The organism is Pseudoalteromonas sp. SG43-8, from assembly GCF_014164245.1.
Lineage (GTDB): Bacteria > Pseudomonadota > Gammaproteobacteria > Enterobacterales > Alteromonadaceae > Pseudoalteromonas > Pseudoalteromonas distincta.
Map to the genome: position 1 here is coordinate 77,734 of NZ_JACJEX010000003.1, position 18,553 is coordinate 96,286.

Here is an 18,553-nt window from a genome sequence, read left to right on the forward strand (position 1 = left end):
TGTTTTACGCTTCTAAGCCTTTTTTAAGTTCGCTTGGCTTCATTGGTAGGTCGCGTAAACGAACGCCTACAGCATTAAACACTGCATTACCAATAGCAGGAGCAACCCCTATCACGCCTGGCTCACCTAAACCAACTGGAAACTCATCGCTTTGTAAAAACTCGATGTCCATATCTGGCACATCTTGCATTCTTAGCGGTAAATAAGTATTAAAGTTAGTCGCTGATACCTGTCCATCTTTATACGTATTTGACTCATGCAATGCAAGGCTGCTGCCCCATAGTAACGACCCTTCAATTTGCGCCAGTGCGCCATCAGGGTGAACTATTAAGCCCGCATCTACAACAACATAAAGCTTTTTAAGCGTTATTTTACCACTATCACGGTTAACGTGAACATGCGCTGCGGTTGCAAGCCATGCTGGCATTGTACGTTCTTGCCCTGAGCTTACAGAAAAACCAATGCCTTCGTCTTTCGCCAATTTTACAGAAGCTACTTTGTCAGACACCGTTTTAAGCACATTACGTAAGCGCAGTGCTCCGCCAACGCTCTCAGGCGCTTTACCCGCTTGCTTGCCTTTACCATCTAACATTTCAATTCTAAATTGAACAGGATCTTTGCCTTGCTTATGGGCAATTTCATCAATAAACGACTCAAGACTCCATGCAATCCAGCCTGGCCCTACTGAACGTAACCAACCTGGAGTAAAGGTGCTTTGAGCAACTTCGTTATTAATAGCGCGTGCACGATGACTGCTCATGCTATACCAGTGATCAGCGCCTGATGCCGAAAATGCATCAAATTTACCTTTGCCATCAACACCCGGTGATAAAAACCCTGGTGCCATAGCTTTAGTAGGCCAACCAGCAGCAAATGCATGTTCCATTCCTGTGAATGTACCATTTTTATCAAACGACGCCGTCATTTTTGCAGCAGATGCAGAGCGAGACTGATCGAATAAACTATCGTCTGCTCGTGTAAATACCAGTTTTACTGGTTTACCTACTGCTTTTGCAGTTAGAGCCGCAGGTACAGTCCAATCACCAAATAATCGACGACCAAAACCACCACCTAAATAATAAGGACGAATAATTACTTTGTTTTGTTCTATATCGAGTGCTTTAGCAAGCGCTGGTAACGTAAGTGACTGCCACTGGTTACCTGTATGAATAATCCAATTTCCGTCTTTAAACTCTGCAACCGCATTTAATGGTTCTAGCTGATAATGGCTCGCTGTCGCTGTGGTATACATTGATTCTAACGACTCACTAGCGTCTGCTTGGGTTTTCTTTATATCGCCTTCATCAACAAACAAAGTGCCCGAGTCGCGTTGCTCGCATAATCGCTTACCTTCTTTTTGAATATCAGCTTCAGATATATTTGCCGACTCACCCTTTTTGTAACTCACCTTTAAAGCATCTACTGCTTTAATGGCACTTGGGTAACTATCAGCTAATACAACAACCCAGCCTTGCACTGTGTTACTAGGGTCATTTAAAATTTCATAGCCTTTGTAACCTGTAATTGCTTTTGCTGCACTATCGTCAACGTTTGTTACTGTGCTGCCATAACGAGTTGGTGGAATAACTGGACGCGCGTACAGCATGCCTTTAACTTCTACATCTATCCCATATACTGCTGTACCATTTGTTTTGGCTGGTATATCAAGCGCTTTAAAGTCTTGTTTAAGCCCTGTTAAATGACGTTTATTAGCAGGTTTTAGTGGCAGGTTTGCAACTTCATCACTTGTAAATGTACGATTAAACTCGCCTTTTTTAACTATTTCTGCGTAACTAACCGATTTTTCGCCTGCAATAATATAGCCCTTTTCAGCACGACATTTATCTGCAGTCACGCCGAGCATTTTAGCTCCAGCTTCTATTAATGCAATTCGACCTGCAGCACCGGCTTGAGATAATGGCTTAAAGCTTTGAAATACAGACCACGAACCACCCGTTACCATAAAGCCCCATTTTTCATGAGTATCTACGTAGGTAATTGATACTTTATCCCAATCACATTCAAGTTCATCAGCCACAATACGCGCAAGAGCAGTACCGATATGTTGACCCATTTCAGCTTTAGCAATACTCACTTCTACGGCACCGTCGGTGCTCATAGTCCACCAAATAGTGGGTGAAAAAGCTTGTTGCGCAATTGATTCTTTTGCACTGAGCGAACCCGAAAATAACGCAGGGGCAAACGCCATGACTAAGCCTGCGCTAGCAGTGCCAATCATAAACGAGCGACGATTTAAATTAACGGTTTCGCTATTTTTTTGAAATAATTTTTTCATTATCGGCTCCAGTTAAGCGTCTTGTGCATTTGGATCAAATATATTTACGACACTTTGCGACTCATCTGCAGCGCGTTGAATAGCAGTTTTAATACGTTTATAAGCCATACAGCGACAGTAGTTACCATTCATATGGCTTACTATTTCTTCATCTGAAGGACTTGGATTAGCTGCCAGTAATGTAGCAGCTTGCATTATTTGCCCCGACTGACAGTAACCGCACTGTGGTACTTGCTCTTCAACCCATGCTTTTTGAAGTGGGTGTTCGTTATTAAGCCCTTCAATTGTGGTAATGTTTTTTCCTGCAATAGCGCCAATTGGTAAAACACATGAGCGAGTTGCTTGCCCATCTAAATGCACCGTACACGCACCACACATTGCAATACCGCAACCAAACTTCGTCCCTTTTAATCCAATTTCATCGCGAATAACCCATAACAATGGTGTATCTTCACTTGCGTGTGATTCAACCACCTTGCCATTAATTGTAAACGTCACCATAGCTTGCCCCTTGATTAAGCTTTATAACCTGCGTTTAAATTGTTTAATTTAAACGCAGGTTATAACAGTTAAGATTGTTGTAACTACTAATCCATAACACATATAGTTACCGCATCAGCTACATTAACAGCTAAATACCATAACCACTGCACTATAGCGTTAGCGCAGCTAAAACTTATTTTGCCCTACTAATACTTTTTCACTCATTTTTAGCTATAAAATTACTTAGCTGCTTTTGAGTATCTATGTCTAAACTCGCACTACGTAAACTAATTGTATTGACTACTTCACTGCTGGAGCGCAGTAATTGCTGTGCACCTCTATCTGAAGTTAAGCTTGCAAGCTGAGATAAATCAACCGCTGGGAATATAGCGGGTACGCCTAAACGCTCGCCATAGTTTGCGCACCAGCGCGATGGATTACGTGTAAAACCAGTAACTAGCTCACTTAAGTGCGCTACTTTGAGCTCAACCTGATCCGCAAGCATAAATAAAATCCCATCAAAGGACTTATTTTTAAACACAGTTTGAGAAGCTGTCGCGATTGAATGACCCAAACCTTGGCTCCATTGCTTGTTCTCAATCAGCTCTATGTTTTTATAACCTGCCAGTGCTTGCGCTACTTCTTTATGCCATGCCCCGGTAACTACATACACCGGCGTGTCATCAAGTGCATGCAGTGTATTTACAGCATGCTCAATCATTGTTTTGCCAAAGCCAATATCAGCTGTTAATTTACAGCCGTTAAAGCGAGATGATTGACCTGCGGCTAAAACAACTTTTGCAATTAGCACGCCTCTTGCCCCCAATGGCTTAGCGATTGGGCATTTTTTTCACACAGCACTGCATGTATTTCACTGATCAGCGATAGTGCAATACTCTCTGGCGAGTCGCCGCCTAAATTTAAACCGACAGGCCCAAAAACAGGAGCCTTAATTTGTGATACTCGCGTATTTGCGTGCTCTAAAACTTGTTCACGTCTGTGCTTAGGACCCAATAACCCTATGTATTTAAAAGGAACATCTTTAAATTGAGCCAACGTACTGGCGTCAAGTTCAACGCTGTGAGCCATTAAAATAGTCGCATCGACTTTATCGGTTATGCAATATTCTTTTAACTCACTCGGTGTGATGCGCAAAATAGCATCTGCATTTTTAAAATATTGTCTTTTTGCATTAGCCGCGCGTGTATCCCATACAGTTACACTCCAACCAAGTTGTTTGGCAAATGTATAAACCGGAACTGCATCTGCGCCACCACCTACTATTAATAGGTGAGGCGGTGGATAAATAGAGGTTTGCAAGCACGTAGCGCCTTGTAATTCTACCAACTGCGCTTTGCGGTTCATTGATAAACCATGTAACTCATCATTTTGCGTAAATACACCACTGCCGGCTGGCAAAATCGGGCTTACTTGTTGAAGGTATCGCCCTGGTTTATTCTCATTAAGTGCTTTAGATACGAGCTCTAGCTGTAAATAGTCATTAGCTTTGTGAATGGGCTGCAGTAAAATGTGTACTATGCCCCCACAACCAATGCCAAGTTGAAATGTTAAATCGTCTTCATCGGTGGCATCATAACTAATGGTTTTACTGATTAAACTACTCATTACTTGTTTAGCATGGCGTTGTATGTCAGCTTCTAAACAGCCACCCGAAAGCATCCCCAAGCGCTCGCCTAGGCTCGAAATAAGCATCATAGCCCCTAGCTTTCTGTAACTAGAGCCTTCAATTTTGTACAAAGTAGCTAAAACCCATTCTTGGTTATCCCTGTTGGGATACCAAGTGTTTAAGATACTTTTCAAATCTGTAACCATATATTGCCCTTTAAAAAGCATTTTTGCGTTTAAAAACAAATCAGCCTAAACAGCTAATTTAAAACTTAATAATTCACGCACAATTTAATTTTCTATTATATCGTTTAAGGTCTCAATTAACTCATCAAATTGATCATTAACGCTTTGGCGTTGTTTATCATTTAGAGTTGAGTTTAATTCGTAGAGTAAATTTATATATAAATCTAAGTTTGCTTCATTGCTTTTCAATAGTGCGTCGCTCATATATAGTTCGCGCTCTTTAATAACTGTACTCAACTGATTTATAAATTCTTTTTTTGTTATTTCAACATTTTCAAATACCTGTTTGGCTGCATTCAAACGGGTTTGTTTGTATTCCAACCACAACATTCCAGAGTCTTGATGTTGCTCATTAGTTGATTTAATCAGCGCTTTTTGTTGTTTATTAAGCTTGCCTATCCACTGCTCGTAGTATTCAAATTGCTCTTCCAAACGCTCACTTTTTCGCTCAAGCGGGGTTTGTTCGTCAAACTCTTCACGTTCGTCGTTAATTTTTATTTGAATATTGTTTAAAAGTTCTTCTCTTTGCTCACTTGATAAGGTTGCCCCAAGCTCTGCTAAAGGCATGTGCGCGTATTCGAGTAAGTTTTGCCAATGCTTTTTAGCAAAAACCACCTGCTCTTTTAACTGATCGTTGCTTAGTGTGTTGTTAAAAAGTGCCTTAATATTTTGAATGTCTTGTTTGTAAGCTGGTAGCTGCGTACTTCTATGCCATGCTTGAGTCGTGTTAATGATCTGTTTGAGCTGCTTATTTTGTGTTTTATTTAAATCAATATAATCATCTACCCAAAATGACGAAAGCCAGCTCAAGTTATTATAAGTAAATGAGGCTGAACAACTACACAAAAATACCATGCTGATAGCAAAGCATGCATTTATCACTTTTTTAGTTTTTAGATTATTAAGCATCACTTTCCTTATTTAAAATTTTATACTCATGAAAATCTTATTTGATAATAATTATCATTTAAGTATTGACTTGCGCGCTAATCTAACTAATAATCATTATCAGAAACAAAGTGTACCGACCTCAGTGCCTATGGAAGGGTATTCAGCAAGGATGCTGACACATTAAAAGAAGAACGTGCCGCTTCGTGGTATTACTTACTCGACCCAAGTAATAACACCAAATATCACATTTACTTGCTACATTGCTCATATTAGTGACGGTTAATATGACTCAAAAAAGCCCTAACGGGCTTTTTTTATATATTTAAATTTTCTATAAAATCTGTATCTTACACTTCTTAAACTCATTTACTTACCTTGAAAGTCCACCGCGCTGTTATTTACATTTTATACGCACGATCTTATAAGGTGCCACCTTGCGTTTACACTAAAGCTGGCGTAAAACATAACAGTAGACACCCTTTTTTGCATCTATTTATAGTAACCGATCTAGTCTTTACATAAATGTATTGGGTATTAAACGTTTATAATGTGCAAATAGTGCAAAAATTTAATAAATTAGCATTTAACTATGGCCTGTTGAACTTTTAGGATTAAAATTTGTTCTATCTAGGCGCTATTTAATCGCCGCGCAAAGTTTGTAGCTTAGTAAGCTCATTAAAAAACCGAGCAGCAAAGAGCAAACCGCCTCAAGCGCGAGCCTAAATAGCAGTGGATGTTTAATCTAAAAAATGTACTGGCTCTAAAATCTATCGAAACTATTACTAATTGGAGACATTAATATGTCACAGTTTAATTTAAAAGCACTCGTTCTTGCTGGCGTTTTACTTGCCAGCCCTTTTGCTCATGCAACATTAGAAGATGGCATAAGAGCAGCTAACGAAGGTGAATTTGCAGTCGCCCTAAAAGAATTCCAATACCTAGCAGACAAAGGCTTTGCGCCAGGAATTTACGAGCTAGCTAAATTATACGAAGGTGGGTACGGTGTAACACGCGATTACCGCAAAGCTGCTGCACTTTATCAGCAAGGCGTTAAAAAGAACCATGCTGATTCGATGTTTGCTCTAGCGGTTTTATACGACGAAGGTAAAGGCGTAAAGCTTGATCACCAAATGGCTGTTACTTTATTTGAAAAAGCAGCCAAGAAGAATCTACCTGCAGCTCAATTTAATTTGGGCGTAATGTACGCCAATGGCGTGGGTGTTACACGAGACTATGAAGCGGCACGTAACTGGTACGAAAAAGCAGCTGCAAACAATTACTCTTTAGCGCAATTTAATTTAGCCCTCATGTATTTTGAAGGACTAGGTATGCCAAAAGATCTAGAAAAGTCATATATTTGGAATACTATCGCTGAGTACAACGGTAATATGCAAGCGAGTCATAGCCGTAAACTTGATGAGCGTAAAATGCTGCCTAAAGAAATTGAAGAAGCTAAAGAAAAAGCCGATGCCATTTATGCAAAAATACAAGTGGGTACTTATGCTGGCGAAGGTCGCTTATTTTAAAGTCTTATTTTAAAGTCTTATTTTAAAGTTTAAGACCTTAGTTTGAAACTAATCTAAAAAGGCTGAATTACATAACGTAATTCAGCCTTTTATATATCTTGATTAGCAAGTTAACACTTATTCAACTTTACCAAATCAGCACCCTATTATTTTATGTAAAGCCACTTTAGAAGCTTAATAATAAGTTTGCTTTGTTTTAGTAGCATAACAATGCGAGGATTAAACGAGCCCGATACTAACGTATTTTTAGCATGGCTAAACGTTAAAAACCCTTCTATACCATGATAATGCCCCATTCCTGAATGCCCTACACCACCAAAAGGAGCATCGTCAGCAGTAACTTGTACTAAGGTGTCGTTTATTGCCACAGTGCCACTGATTGTTTGCTTCATAATATATTCTTGAGCGTGCTTATCTTGGCCTAAAATATAAAGCGCTAATGGGTGCTGATGAGCTTTAATATAGTCAATTGCGCTGTCGAGCTTTTCATAACTCATTATTGGTAGTATTGGACCAAATAACTCATCTTGCATAAGCTGCATTTCGTCAGTTACTTGAGTCACTAAATGCAGCCCCATACGATGCTTTTGCTCGTCTTGCTGGTTTTGCTCAAGTGGCTTAATAATGTTTGCGCCAAGCTCTTGGGCTTGCTCTAAGTAGGTTGCTAAACGTTTATAGTGTGCATCGCTAATAATAGAGGTTAAGTTTTTACCTTCAACACCGTCTTTAAAATGCTTTTTATACAGCTCGCATAATTGCTGAATAAGCTGATGTTCAAGCTCTTTGGGTACTAATACGTAGTCAGGTGCAACGCATATTTGCCCTGCGTTGGCCATTTTGCCAAACAGTAAGGCTTGTGCCGCTTGTTTAATATCGGCATTTTGCGTAATTACAACTGGCGATTTACCACCGAGCTCAAGCGTTACCGGCGTTAAGTTACGACTTGCTGACTCCATTACTAATTTACCTACGTTCGTAGAACCCGTAAATAATAAATGAGCAAATGGCAGTGATGAAAACTGTGCTGCAACATCACTCCCCCCTAGTATTATTTTACAATGAGCTTGCAGATCATCTTTAAAGATTTTTTCGATAACGGCGTTTGTATGAGGTGTGAATTCGCTTAATTTAAGCATCACTCTATTACCGGCAGCTATGGCGGTAAGCACAGGTACTAACGCTAACTGAATAGGGTAATTCCACGGTGCAATAATACCAACCACACCTTTGGGCTGATAATTAACACTTACTTTTGAAGGCCATAAGCTTAAACCCACAGAGCGATTACTTGGCTTTGCCCATTTTGGCAGTTTTTTAATAATGTGCGCGAGTGTTTGCACTGTAGGCAATATATCGCCAAGTAAAGTATCGAAAGCGGTTCTGTAACCAAAGTCTTTTGAAGCAGCATCTACTAGCTCTTGCTCAAGTTCAACAATACGTACACGGAGTTTTTTCAATAAAACGAGACGTTTATCAATTGGCAAGTAAGGCGTTTCGAGAAAGCTTTTTTGCAATTCATCAAACTGGGGAATTAAAGGCATTACCTGTGATGTCTCAGTGCTCAAAATAGGTTACTCAATTTTTAAAGTTATTAACGACTATAACCTTGTTCTGTTTTTCGAGCAATAACACTAATTATCTAAAAAAGAGCTTATTAAGCAATATAAATAAGCATAAAGAGTAGCTTTGTTTAAATTGTAAATATAAACAAAACTACTCTGGTAATAGGTTGGTTGGAACTAATTTAATGAGTGGTTAAAAATTAAACACCTGGGCTGCAATCGTCATTGTAACCAGTGTTATTAACGCAATTGCTACAATATTTAATACAAAACCCGCTCTTATCATATCGCGCATTTGTAGTTGACCTGAACCAAAAACAATAGCGTTAGGCGGTGTCGCTACAGGCATCATAAATGCACAGCTACATGCAATAGCGGCAGGAATAACCCATACCAACGGTGAACCTGTTATAGACTCAGCAACAGGGCCTAATAAAGGTAAGAACCCTGCGGCTGTTGCGGTATTACTTGTGATCTCAGTTAAAAACGTAATTAATGCAACAACAACAAGTACACTCATAACAAGTGGAATAGTGCTGGCGCCTTCAATTAGATGAGCAATAAATTCAGCAAGCCCTGATGACTTAATTTGAGATGCAAGTGTAAGTCCGCCCCCAAACAATAGCAATACGCCCCAAGGCACTTGTGAGGCATTTTGCCAATCAAGAATTCGCTCATCACTGCCTTTATTCGCTGGCATTACAAACAACAGCAATGCCGCTGCAATTGCAATAGTAGTATCTGAAATATTAAGGCCTGTTATGTCACCTAATAAAGGTCTAAATATCCAACAAAGTGCTGCTAAAACAAACACAAATAACACGCCTTTTTCGGCGCGCTGCATTATACCTAGGTTTTTTAACTGTGTTGAAAACACCGCTTTTGTATCAATTTTCTGATCGTTTTTAACATTAGCATCTACTTTATACGCAAATTTAGTAAGCCAAACCCAGCTAATAATTAGCATGCCTAAAGACAGTGGTACGCCTACAATCATCCATTGCGCAAAGCCAATTTCTATTTGGTAACTATCTGACAAGTAAGCAGCCATTAAAGCATTAGGCGGAGTACCGATTAAGGTAGCAATACCACCAATACTTGCACCATAAGCGATTGATAACAGTAAAGCCTTACCAAAACCTTCATTACTCGGGTCTGATTGCTTAACTAAATTAGTAATTGAAAGCGCAATAGGCAGCATCATTACAGCTGTTGCGGTATTAGACATCCACATCGACAAAAATGCGGTTACCAGCATCATTGCTAAAATTTGCAAGCTTGGCTTTTTACCCGCATATAACATGGTGCTTAGCGCAATACGTTTATGTAACCCCCAACGCTCCATAGCAATAGAAATTAAAAAACCACCTAAAAATAAAAATATTAGCGGGTGCGCATACGGGGCAGCCACGCTTTTAATTGCTGCTATATCAGCAAGTGGTGATATTACCAGAGGGAGCAAAGCAGTTGCTGGAATTGGTACTACTTCGCTCACCCACCACGATGCCATCCAAAATGCTAAACCTGCGGTTTTAAATGCCGCTACAGACATACCCGTTGGTGGATCGAGTAAACATGTTAATAGCATTACTACAGGGCCTAGTATCAAAAAAAGCCATTGGAAATGTCTTTTCTTATCTGGTTTTTGCGTGAGTATATTATCTGTCATGGCAGGCCTCTAAAATTTGTATTTAAGACCAAGCGCAACACTGCTGTCGTCTTGTTCTTCTAAATTAAGGTCGGTGTATAAAAGGTAAGCAGTTGTTTGCTTATCAAATACATAGTCAAGGCCCGTAGTCCATTGCGTTGCCTCAGAAGTTTGACGAAGTAAAGAGTCATCTTTAGCAAACTGTAATTTAGGTACCCATTTATCAAGCGTATAGCTTGCACTTAACACATAACCGTTACCTGATTTTATACCATCTGTTGATTCAGAATGCTGATACAGTGCACCAAGCTGTAATTGTTCAAATTTATAGGCTGCTGCTATTCGGCTCGCATTAATATTATTGAGAGAATCAACATGGCTTAATGATAAGTAATATGAGGTGTTTTTTAAGCTACGATCACCATAAATAAAGGTTGCTGCAAATCCAGCTTCGTTATCTTTGTTGTCGTCTTTTGGAGCATAAGTAAACGAAAATTGCGTATTATGCCAATGCTTAGAAGTGTATGTTAGCGTATCACCAAGTCTATCTTGTCCTGCAATAACTTGGGCTATGTCACCTTGGGTTTCATTAAAGTTATCAACTTTGCCTTCAGAGTATTTAAAGCGAGTATCATTTCTTCCCACTACAAGCTCGCCAAATTGACCTTTTAAACCAAGGTATGTATTCCTTGCACTAAATGGCTCTTCGGTGTCATCTTGCTCAAAGCCTTTTACTTGCACTTCGTATTTAAAAACAACGTTTAAATATTCATTTAATTTGTGTTGCCCTTGAATACCTATACGCGAAAATGGCGCTTCAATCTGCGTGCCTTCTTCTGCGTAACGCATAATACCCGTATCTGTATTAGCAATTTGCACTTCGGCTTTACCATAAACATCATATTCAGTAGCGCAAGCCGTGTACGAGTAAAAAGCAAAGCTACTTATTGAGGTGAGTAAAATAGTAGAGTGTGTAAACTTTATCATTATGTGTCCTAATTATTAGAATCTACTTGTTGTCAGACCTAATAAGGCAACTTTACTGCCAATGGTAAAATACTATTACATTTCAGATAGTTAATTGAGGTTTAATATAAAAAAGAGAATAAATGTGCGGTTTCCCACACATCATAAAAACGAAGTTGTCACATAAACCACACAATTTAGTCAATAAACATATCGCGGTTTAAATTGTATTTACTCATTTTATCGTAAAGGGTTTTACGAGCGATTTGCAGTGTATCCATCGTATTTTTAATACTGCCATGGTTACGCTCTAGGGCTTCTTCTATTAACGACTGCTCATAAAAAGCAACTTTTTCAGATAGGCTTAAATCGGGAGAAAGCTCACCTTTAGCCTGCGTTTTGCTAACACTAAAAGCAAGTTCTACTCCTAATAAAACCGCGCGCTCAGCCTGGTTTCTAAGCTCCCTTACATTACCAGGCCAGTCGTACGCTAAGAGTCGCTGTTGTATTTCGCTATTAAGAGGTGCTGGCGGCTTGTGATAGCGTGTTGCTGCAATAGAGCTAAAATGCTTAAACAGTAATACTATATCTGCTTTTCGAGCTCTAAGTGGGGGTATATCTACTTTTACCAAGCTTAGCCGATAATATAAGTCTGCTCTAAATTCACCTTTTTCAACTAACAAAAGCAAATCTACTTTAGTGGCTGCAACAATTCTTATATCTAATTCAATTGCTTTATTATCACCTACTGGAGTTACTTTTCGCTCCTCTAATACGCGTAATAATTTAACCTGCAACGACATTGGGGTGCTTTCTATTTCATCTAAAAAAACTGTACCACCTTGTGCAAATTCAAACTTTCCCTTACGAGTGTGAGTTGCTCCGGTATAGGCACCACTTGCAGCACCAAATAACTCACTTTCTATCAACTGCTCAGGCACCGCGCCGCAATTTATAGCAACAAAGTTACTTGCTGAGCGAATACTTTGATCGTGTAAGTAACGCGCTATAAGCTCTTTACCCGTGCCAGTTTCACCTTCAATCATTACATCAGCTGGGGTATCAATAACCGTATTGAGCAAATGCATCATATCTTGCATTTTAGGAGTATCACCTAGGATTCGTACACCCGGCGCTGAGGTTTTTTGTACAGCAAGTTTTAGTGCACGATTTTGAATCACTAAGCTACGCTTGTCGCATGCTCTTGCTATGCAATCAAGCAATGTTTCGTTGACTGGTTTTTCAAATAAGTCATACGCGCCTAATTGCATAGCTTTAACAGCAATAGTTACATCGGCGTACCCAGTTAAAAATATAACCGGCAGTTCGCTATCAAATGCCGTAACTTGCTCAAGCAAAGTAAGCCCATCCATTGCAGGCATATTTATATCACTCAGTACAACACCCATAAAACGTCGATTAAGCTTTGTTAGTGCGGTACTTGCATCATTAAAACACTCAACTGTATAGCCTTCGAGAGTAAGTAATTGCTTTAATGAATCTCTGATCATCGCTTCATCATCAACTACAATGATGTGCTTACACGGTGAGTTTTCAATCATCTGTTTTATCCTGCGTGCTTGATAGACTGATTATAAACTCAGCCCCGCCTTGCAGTCGATTGTGCGCGCTTAAAGAGCCATTAAACGAGTCAATGATTTGTTTTGAAATAGATAATCCAAGGCCTAAGCCGTTACTCTCTTTAGTACTATAAAAAGGTTCGAAAATATTACCAAAAGCATGTTGCTCTATTCCAGGCCCTGTATCTAAAATTGAGAGTTTTACTCGATTATCAAAGCACTCAACATTAAAACTTAATTTACGTATTATTGCGCCATTCATAGCTTGGCTCGCGTTAGTTATTAAGTTAACCAACACTTGCTCAAATTTAAGTGAATCAACCCACACTATTAATCCACTATCTAAATTAGGCTGCTCTACGTGTACATTATCTTGCTTTAGTTGTGAGCTGGCAATCAGCAAGGCGTTATTTAATAAACCAGCTAACGGATAAGGCCTTAATTGAGTTTGTGATGGTTTGCTAAAATGTTTTAGCTGCCCCACTATTTTGTGTACGCGACCTACAAGCCCCTCAATCACAGTTATGCTTTCGCCAAGTGCGGTGTAATTTTGCTTAGCGAGTAAACGTTTGGCGCTTGCTAGGTAAGTATTCATAGCGCTAAGGGGCTGGTTTATTTCGTGATTAATACCTGCGCTTAACTGCCCAATTGTTGCAAGTTTTGCTGATTGAACTAATGCAACTTGCGTTTTCTCAAGCTCTTGTGTGCGCTCAATCACTTTTTGCTCAAGACTATGCCTAGAGTAAACGAGCTTTTTATAACCTGCAAAACGAGCAAGTAAGCTATAACCAACAATCATAACTAAAGCATAAATACTAAATGCCCAAAACAAGCGTATTAATTGAGCTGAATTTACTTTTGTAATATCAACAAGTACGTTCATATGTGCACTAAAGTAACGCAATGGTTTTGTCGCACTCACATAAAGGTTTTTATTAATTTTGAAATGCGAAATACCCTGGCTCTTATATTGAAATTGCTTAATATATACAGGTTGATGATCTAAATAGGCACGGCGTAATTTTATATTACGTCGCTTTGTTATATCAAACTCGCTGAAGCTATTTAAACGCCATGTTTGCATATCAGACATCGCAATTACATTATCACTAAGCTCTAAATAAAAATGGCTACCTTTAGATGTATTTAAAAGCTCTCTGTCGTTTTCAAATTTGCTTACATTCACTTTTAATACAACAACACCAACCGCTTTGTTGTCGTGATAAACAGCCTGCGAAAAATAAATGCCACGCTCTTTTGAACGCATACCTAGTGCAAAGTAGGCCACTTTTTCACCTGCAAATGCACGCTTAAAGTAAGGTCTAAAGGCAAAGTTACTGCCTAAAAATGTGTAGTCGGCTTGCCAGTTACTACTTGCCGTTACTGCGCCTTGGGCATTCAGTACAAATATATCTGATGCACCACTGGCTTGTTGTATATCAGCTAAGTAGTTATTTATAGCGTTGTAATGGGCTTGGTCGCCGTTTGCAAATTCAATCATTAACTGATTATAAGTAAGTAGCTGGGGAATAGCCGAAAAACGAGCGAGTTCAGTATCAATGTAATTATTTAATTGAGTAACCTGACGCTGCGCTTGAGCTGTTGCTTTTTCAATATCGTGAGCGCGGCCTACCCAAAATGTAACAACCAAAATTAATACTAATAATATACATACTGTAATTATTTTTTTAGAAAACGTAAACATGGCCTACCCGAGAAATAGCCTAAAAATTTAAGGTCGCTAGTGTAACGACTTATATGAGGCAGGGATATAAACTTTTTGTTAACAAATGAATTTAATTATACTTGTTAATTAAATTTAGTCCTAAAAACAAAAAACACTGCAAACAGGTGTGCTTGCAGTGTTTAAGGTTTAGAACAAAATTAATACGTTATTAATTTGTAGCTAAAGCTGATCTGTTTTTTAGGTATTTGTATAAACCAATTAATGAAGCAGCTATCCAAAATATTTCTATCACAAAGCTCGCTAAATTAAAGTTATAGCAAAGGCTAATTAACAACAAAATCGCCCCTGTTAAATTCATCATATTATACGTTAGGCTAGATGGGGACGTTTTTCCTAGCTGCAGTAAGAAAAATGAACCAACTACTAAAAAAGTACCTGTCATACCTATGATGTCAAATAAGAGTGCTATCACGAAACTATCCTTTATCCATTTTTAAATAACCCAATAAACTGGCCCGATCCATGGGGAGGGTATTTTTTCATTCATTGAAACAGCAAACCGAGCGATTCTATCAATATGGTAAATTCTAACAAGGCCATATGTCCGTATGAATAAATTTTACTGTATCTGAATTATTTAAACGTTACTTTGCCACCAATTATTTTATAGGCAGGCGCACCACGAATAATCGCTTCTCGGGCAAAAGGCCGACTACAGTTAGGGCAAATACAGGGCTCTTGTGTAAAGTCTTGACTAATACGCTCTTTAAAACACTTAACTAATGCTCCTTTGCCTCCTTTTCGGTATTTAAATAAGGAAGCTTTACAGGCTGAGCAAAAAATATCGACCGTTTTAGTAGGGCCTTTTTTATTGGGTTTTGCCATTAAGTCCTTCAGTACTATATAAAAAATTATTCTTTATGATACCAGTTTATAGCAATTCGTTTAATTAAGTGATCTATTTGAGGATAGAAAAACGTGTTGATAGCTAGGTGAAAGTTCGCTATTTAATTACCCTAAATGAGAATTTTTTAACACAGGGAGCGACACATTTAGCCTCGCAAAATGATTAGGTATTGTTGCTCATTTGTATTAGGTGGGTAAAGATGACCACTGGGTTTTAGAATTTTTACGCGGTATGGATACTAAAGTGAGCTCATAATAATTTAATGATAATGAAAAATATAACTTAATCTTTGAAAAAGAAGCGGTTTAATTGAGATGATAGTACATTCATATTAAAAGGTTTGATTATAAACCCCGATACTTTAGCTGCAATAACTTGCTTAACTTTATCTGTACTATCCTCACAGGTAACCATCAACACAGGAATATCGGCAAGGGCTCTGTCTTTTCGAATGTTTGTGAGTAAATCAACGCCATCCATTTTTGGCATATGAAGATCTGTAATAACCAAATCGAAATGCTGGTCACGTAATAAAGCCAAAGCTTGTAATCCATCTGTAGCTTCAACGATATTGCAATACTCCAATTTTCTTAGCATATTAATTAAAACATGACGCATGAGCGGCATATCATCAACAACTAATATTTTCATTAATACCGCTACCAAATCATGTAAATACGATTATATAAACCTACTCTACTCTCAGGTAAGAATCAAACTGGGCATTAACGGCTACTCAACCCTTACGGCCAAATACCTAAAATAAGCCCCATTAACGAAAACTGTAAAATACAGTAACTCCCATTAATTAAAAATAGTTTTAAAGGGCGTTGCTCAAATATATAACTTAACCCTAGTGAACTACTGATCCAAAAAAAGCCGATCACAAAGCCTGTTCCTACACACTCAACTAAACTTGCGTCTTTACCTAAAAATAGAGACAACATTAAAGCCGCTATAAATACTAAAAAGAAGCTGCCGCCAAATATCAACTTAGGATTGGCTGATTGTAAATCAAGGTCAGTTAAGCCAATACTTTCTAGCCAAGCGTTTTTAAAGAGTGCTTTTGAGTACCATATGCCGCCAAGCATAAAAGAAGACAGTGCAGCCACCAGTATTGCAAAATAATCTACATCTAAAAGGTTCATACAAACAGCCGTATACAAAATGTGTAATACCGTTTGGTATTAAATATTAACGGTATAAAGATACTCTCAATGTAGTTACAAATAAGGTATTGAGCAAATTGCTTAACTTGAGTTAATTGCCTTTATGGAGAGTGATTTTAAAAATAAAGGCTATAAATCGCCAAATTTAGCGCTAGTTAACGCCGCTAAATTAGTTGGGGAGAGTGCGATTTCTAAACCTCGCTTTCCGGCGCTTACATAAATAGTATCAAAAAGTGAAGCACTACTATGAATAAACGTAGCTAAGCGTTTTTTTTGCCCAAGTGGACTTACTCCACCTAAAATATAACCAGTGCTAGCTTGAACTTTTTGCGGGGCAGCCATGGCTACTTTTTTGGCACCACATAATTTTGCTAACTGTTTTAAGTTAACTTGTTGCGACACAGGAGTAACAGCAACAATTAGCTGCCTTTCGTGTGTTTCAAGAACGAGGGTTTTATATACTTGGGCGCTATCTAAATTTAACTTTTCAACAGCTTCAAGCCCATATTGACTATTACCTGCATCATGTTCGTAACTGAGTACTTCAAAGGGGATTTTTTGTTTTTTAAGTAATTCGATTGCTGGGGTCATACTATTTAATCGTGTTTTTTTTAACAGTAACAAAAATAAAATTTAAAGCAAAAAAAACGACGCTAAAAAGCGCCGTTTCATTATTAATAATTTAAATTTACTTGGTTAAATCATCAAAAAACTTTTTAACACCGTCAAAAAAGCCTTGCTCTTTAGGACGATTTTTCGAGCTATCTGTACCCATACTTTCATCTAACTCTTGCAGTAGTTCACGTTGACGCTCGTTAAGATTAACTGGCGTTTCGATTACTACCTTACAAATTAGATCGCCTTGGGCACCACTTCGAACAGACTTAACGCCTTTGCCACGCATACGGAACATTTTGCCCGTTTGCGTTTCAGAAGGTATTTTAAGTTTTGCACGACCATCAAGTGTAGGCACCTGAATTTCGCCACCAAGACCTGCTGTTGTAAAGCTAATTGGTACTTCACAGTATAAATTATTTGCTTCACGTACAAATATTTCATGTTCGCGAACAGATACTTGCACGTACAAGTCGCCAGATGGCGCGCCGTGCATTCCGGCTTCACCTTCACCAGTTAAGCGGATACGGTCTCCTGTATCAACGCCCGCTGGAATTTTAACTGAAAGCGTTTTAGTTTTTTCTACGCGGCCCTGACCATGACATTTGTTACAAGGGTCTGAAATAATCTGACCTTGTCCCTGACACGTTGGACACGTTTGCTGGACAGCAAAGAAACCTTGGCGCATTTGTACTTGGCCAGCACCATGACACGTAGTACATGTTTTAGGCTTTGAACCTGCTTTAGCACCACTGCCATCACACGGCTCACAACCCACCCATGTTGGCACTTTAATTTCAACTTCTTTACCACGAACCGCTTCTTCTAAGCTCAAGTCCATGTTGTAACGTAAGTCAGAACCACGTTGTTGACGAGATTGACGTCGACCACCGCCGCCACCAAAAATATCGCCAAATACGTCACCAAATACATCACCAAAATCGCCATGACCGCCACCAAAGCCGCCATGACCACCGCCACCGCCTTGCTCAAATGCCGCGTGACCATGTTGGTCATACATTTGGCGTTTTTGAGGATCGGTTAAAATCTCGTAAGCTTCTTTAACTTCTTTAAATTTAGTTTCAAGCTCTTTATCGCCTGCGGTACGATCTGGATGATATTTCATCGCTAAGCGTTTATACGCTTTTTTTATGTCTCGCTCACTCGCATCTTTGCTTACGCCGAGGGCTTCGTAATAATCGCGTTTTGACATATCTATCACACTACTCTTTTCTGTTTGCAGCGTGAGCTGCTGGATAAACCGATAAATCGCATCGATTTATCATTGAATTTTTAAACCTTAAATACATGCAAAAGGCGCGACAAGCTATTGCTCGCGCGCCTCAATTGT

17 protein-coding genes are annotated in these 18,553 nt (G+C 38.9%); 1 reads left to right on the plus strand and 16 read right to left on the minus strand.

Annotation, left to right across the window (positions count from 1 at the left end; all coding sequences use genetic code 11):
• Positions 1–4: 4 nt before the first annotated feature.
• The 5 genes from H5122_RS07960 to H5122_RS07980 form a co-directional block, all read right to left on the minus strand.
• Positions 5–2,296 (minus strand): xanthine dehydrogenase family protein molybdopterin-binding subunit, encoded by a 2,292-nt coding sequence (locus tag H5122_RS07960; protein ID WP_182681619.1) that lies wholly within the window; start codon positions 2,294–2,296, stop codon positions 5–7.
• 12 nt (positions 2,297–2,308) lie between these two features.
• Entirely contained in the window at positions 2,309–2,797 is a 489-nt protein-coding gene (locus H5122_RS07965; protein ID WP_007582016.1) for a (2Fe-2S)-binding protein, read from the minus strand.
• 199 nt (positions 2,798–2,996) lie between these two features.
• Entirely contained in the window at positions 2,997–3,590 is a 594-nt protein-coding gene (locus tag H5122_RS07970) for a nucleotidyltransferase family protein (RefSeq protein ID WP_182673593.1), read from the minus strand.
• On the minus strand, positions 3,584–4,612 hold the full coding sequence (locus H5122_RS07975) for an XdhC family protein (RefSeq protein ID WP_182681618.1): 1,029 nt from the start codon (positions 4,610–4,612) through the stop codon (positions 3,584–3,586). The genes H5122_RS07970 and H5122_RS07975 overlap by 7 nt, the downstream gene beginning before the upstream one ends.
• An 84-nt stretch (positions 4,613–4,696) precedes the next feature.
• A complete protein-coding gene (locus tag H5122_RS07980; RefSeq protein ID WP_182671148.1) occupies positions 4,697–5,560 on the minus strand; it encodes a DUF6279 family lipoprotein in 864 nt (287 codons plus the stop codon).
• A 782-nt stretch (positions 5,561–6,342) separates the two neighbouring features.
• On the opposite strand from H5122_RS07980, the gene H5122_RS07985 reads away from it, so the two are divergent.
• On the plus strand, positions 6,343–7,068 hold the full coding sequence (locus H5122_RS07985) for a tetratricopeptide repeat protein (RefSeq protein ID WP_149593050.1): 726 nt from the start codon (positions 6,343–6,345) through the stop codon (positions 7,066–7,068).
• Positions 7,069–7,214: 146 nt separating this feature from the next.
• Here H5122_RS07985 and H5122_RS07990 read toward each other — a convergent pair whose 3' ends face one another.
• The 11 genes from H5122_RS07990 to dnaJ form a co-directional block, all read right to left on the minus strand.
• Positions 7,215–8,609 carry a coniferyl aldehyde dehydrogenase gene (locus H5122_RS07990; RefSeq protein WP_404936276.1) on the minus strand — a complete coding sequence of 465 codons (1,395 nt, stop codon included), beginning with the start codon at positions 8,607–8,609 and terminating at the stop codon, positions 7,215–7,217.
• A 214-nt stretch (positions 8,610–8,823) separates the two neighbouring features.
• Complete coding sequence (locus H5122_RS07995) at positions 8,824–10,299, minus strand: SLC13 family permease (protein ID WP_182681616.1); 1,476 nt, start codon at positions 10,297–10,299, stop codon at positions 8,824–8,826.
• A 9-nt stretch (positions 10,300–10,308) separates the two neighbouring features.
• Entirely contained in the window at positions 10,309–11,265 is a 957-nt protein-coding gene (locus H5122_RS08000; protein ID WP_182671145.1) for a porin, read from the minus strand.
• Between the two features lie 176 nt (positions 11,266–11,441).
• A complete protein-coding gene (locus H5122_RS08005; RefSeq protein WP_182681615.1) occupies positions 11,442–12,806 on the minus strand; it encodes a sigma-54 dependent transcriptional regulator in 1,365 nt (454 codons plus the stop codon).
• Positions 12,799–14,529 (minus strand): ATP-binding protein, encoded by a 1,731-nt coding sequence (locus H5122_RS08010; RefSeq protein ID WP_182681614.1) that lies wholly within the window; start codon positions 14,527–14,529, stop codon positions 12,799–12,801. Before H5122_RS08010 ends, H5122_RS08005 begins: the two co-directional genes overlap by 8 nt.
• A 190-nt stretch (positions 14,530–14,719) precedes the next feature.
• Positions 14,720–14,983 (minus strand): hypothetical protein, encoded by a 264-nt coding sequence (locus tag H5122_RS08015; RefSeq protein ID WP_024595558.1) that lies wholly within the window; start codon positions 14,981–14,983, stop codon positions 14,720–14,722.
• Between the two features lie 161 nt (positions 14,984–15,144).
• Complete coding sequence (locus tag H5122_RS08020; RefSeq protein ID WP_024595559.1) at positions 15,145–15,396, minus strand: hypothetical protein; 252 nt, start codon at positions 15,394–15,396, stop codon at positions 15,145–15,147.
• A 304-nt stretch (positions 15,397–15,700) separates the two neighbouring features.
• On the minus strand, positions 15,701–16,069 hold the full coding sequence (locus H5122_RS08025) for a response regulator (RefSeq protein WP_024595560.1): 369 nt from the start codon (positions 16,067–16,069) through the stop codon (positions 15,701–15,703).
• Positions 16,070–16,161: 92 nt separating this feature from the next.
• Positions 16,162–16,566 carry a DUF1761 domain-containing protein gene (locus H5122_RS08030; RefSeq protein ID WP_024595561.1) on the minus strand — a complete coding sequence of 135 codons (405 nt, stop codon included), beginning with the start codon at positions 16,564–16,566 and terminating at the stop codon, positions 16,162–16,164.
• 150 nt (positions 16,567–16,716) lie between these two features.
• On the minus strand, positions 16,717–17,178 hold the full coding sequence (gene ybaK, locus H5122_RS08035) for a Cys-tRNA(Pro) deacylase (RefSeq protein ID WP_024595562.1): 462 nt from the start codon (positions 17,176–17,178) through the stop codon (positions 16,717–16,719).
• 97 nt (positions 17,179–17,275) lie between these two features.
• Entirely contained in the window at positions 17,276–18,415 is a 1,140-nt protein-coding gene (dnaJ, locus tag H5122_RS08040; RefSeq protein ID WP_002959065.1) for a molecular chaperone DnaJ, read from the minus strand.
• Positions 18,416–18,553 lie beyond the last annotated feature (138 nt).

Excerpts from the sequence above, each read along its gene's own strand:
- H5122_RS07960 (WP_182681619.1), bottom strand. The coding sequence starts at position 2,296 with ATGAAAAAATTATTTCAAAAAAATAGCGAAACCGTTAATTTAAATCGT.
- H5122_RS07965 (WP_007582016.1), bottom strand. The coding sequence starts at position 2,797 with ATGGTGACGTTTACAATTAATGGCAAGGTGGTTGAATCACACGCAAGT.
- H5122_RS07975 (WP_182681618.1), bottom strand. The coding sequence starts at position 4,612 with ATGGTTACAGATTTGAAAAGTATCTTAAACACTTGGTATCCCAACAGG.
- H5122_RS07980 (WP_182671148.1), bottom strand. The coding sequence starts at position 5,560 with ATGCTTAATAATCTAAAAACTAAAAAAGTGATAAATGCATGCTTTGCT.
- H5122_RS07985 (WP_149593050.1), top strand. The coding sequence starts at position 6,343 with ATGTCACAGTTTAATTTAAAAGCACTCGTTCTTGCTGGCGTTTTACTT.
- H5122_RS07990 (WP_404936276.1), bottom strand. The coding sequence starts at position 8,609 with ATGCCTTTAATTCCCCAGTTTGATGAATTGCAAAAAAGCTTTCTCGAA.
- H5122_RS07995 (WP_182681616.1), bottom strand. The coding sequence starts at position 10,299 with ATGACAGATAATATACTCACGCAAAAACCAGATAAGAAAAGACATTTC.
- H5122_RS08000 (WP_182671145.1), bottom strand. The coding sequence starts at position 11,265 with ATGATAAAGTTTACACACTCTACTATTTTACTCACCTCAATAAGTAGC.
- H5122_RS08005 (WP_182681615.1), bottom strand. The coding sequence starts at position 12,806 with ATGATTGAAAACTCACCGTGTAAGCACATCATTGTAGTTGATGATGAA.
- H5122_RS08010 (WP_182681614.1), bottom strand. The coding sequence starts at position 14,529 with ATGTTTACGTTTTCTAAAAAAATAATTACAGTATGTATATTATTAGTA.
- H5122_RS08020 (WP_024595559.1), bottom strand. The coding sequence starts at position 15,396 with ATGGCAAAACCCAATAAAAAAGGCCCTACTAAAACGGTCGATATTTTT.
- H5122_RS08025 (WP_024595560.1), bottom strand. The coding sequence starts at position 16,069 with ATGAAAATATTAGTTGTTGATGATATGCCGCTCATGCGTCATGTTTTA.
- H5122_RS08030 (WP_024595561.1), bottom strand. The coding sequence starts at position 16,566 with ATGAACCTTTTAGATGTAGATTATTTTGCAATACTGGTGGCTGCACTG.
- ybaK (WP_024595562.1), bottom strand. The coding sequence starts at position 17,178 with ATGACCCCAGCAATCGAATTACTTAAAAAACAAAAAATCCCCTTTGAA.
- dnaJ (WP_002959065.1), bottom strand. The coding sequence starts at position 18,415 with ATGTCAAAACGCGATTATTACGAAGCCCTCGGCGTAAGCAAAGATGCG.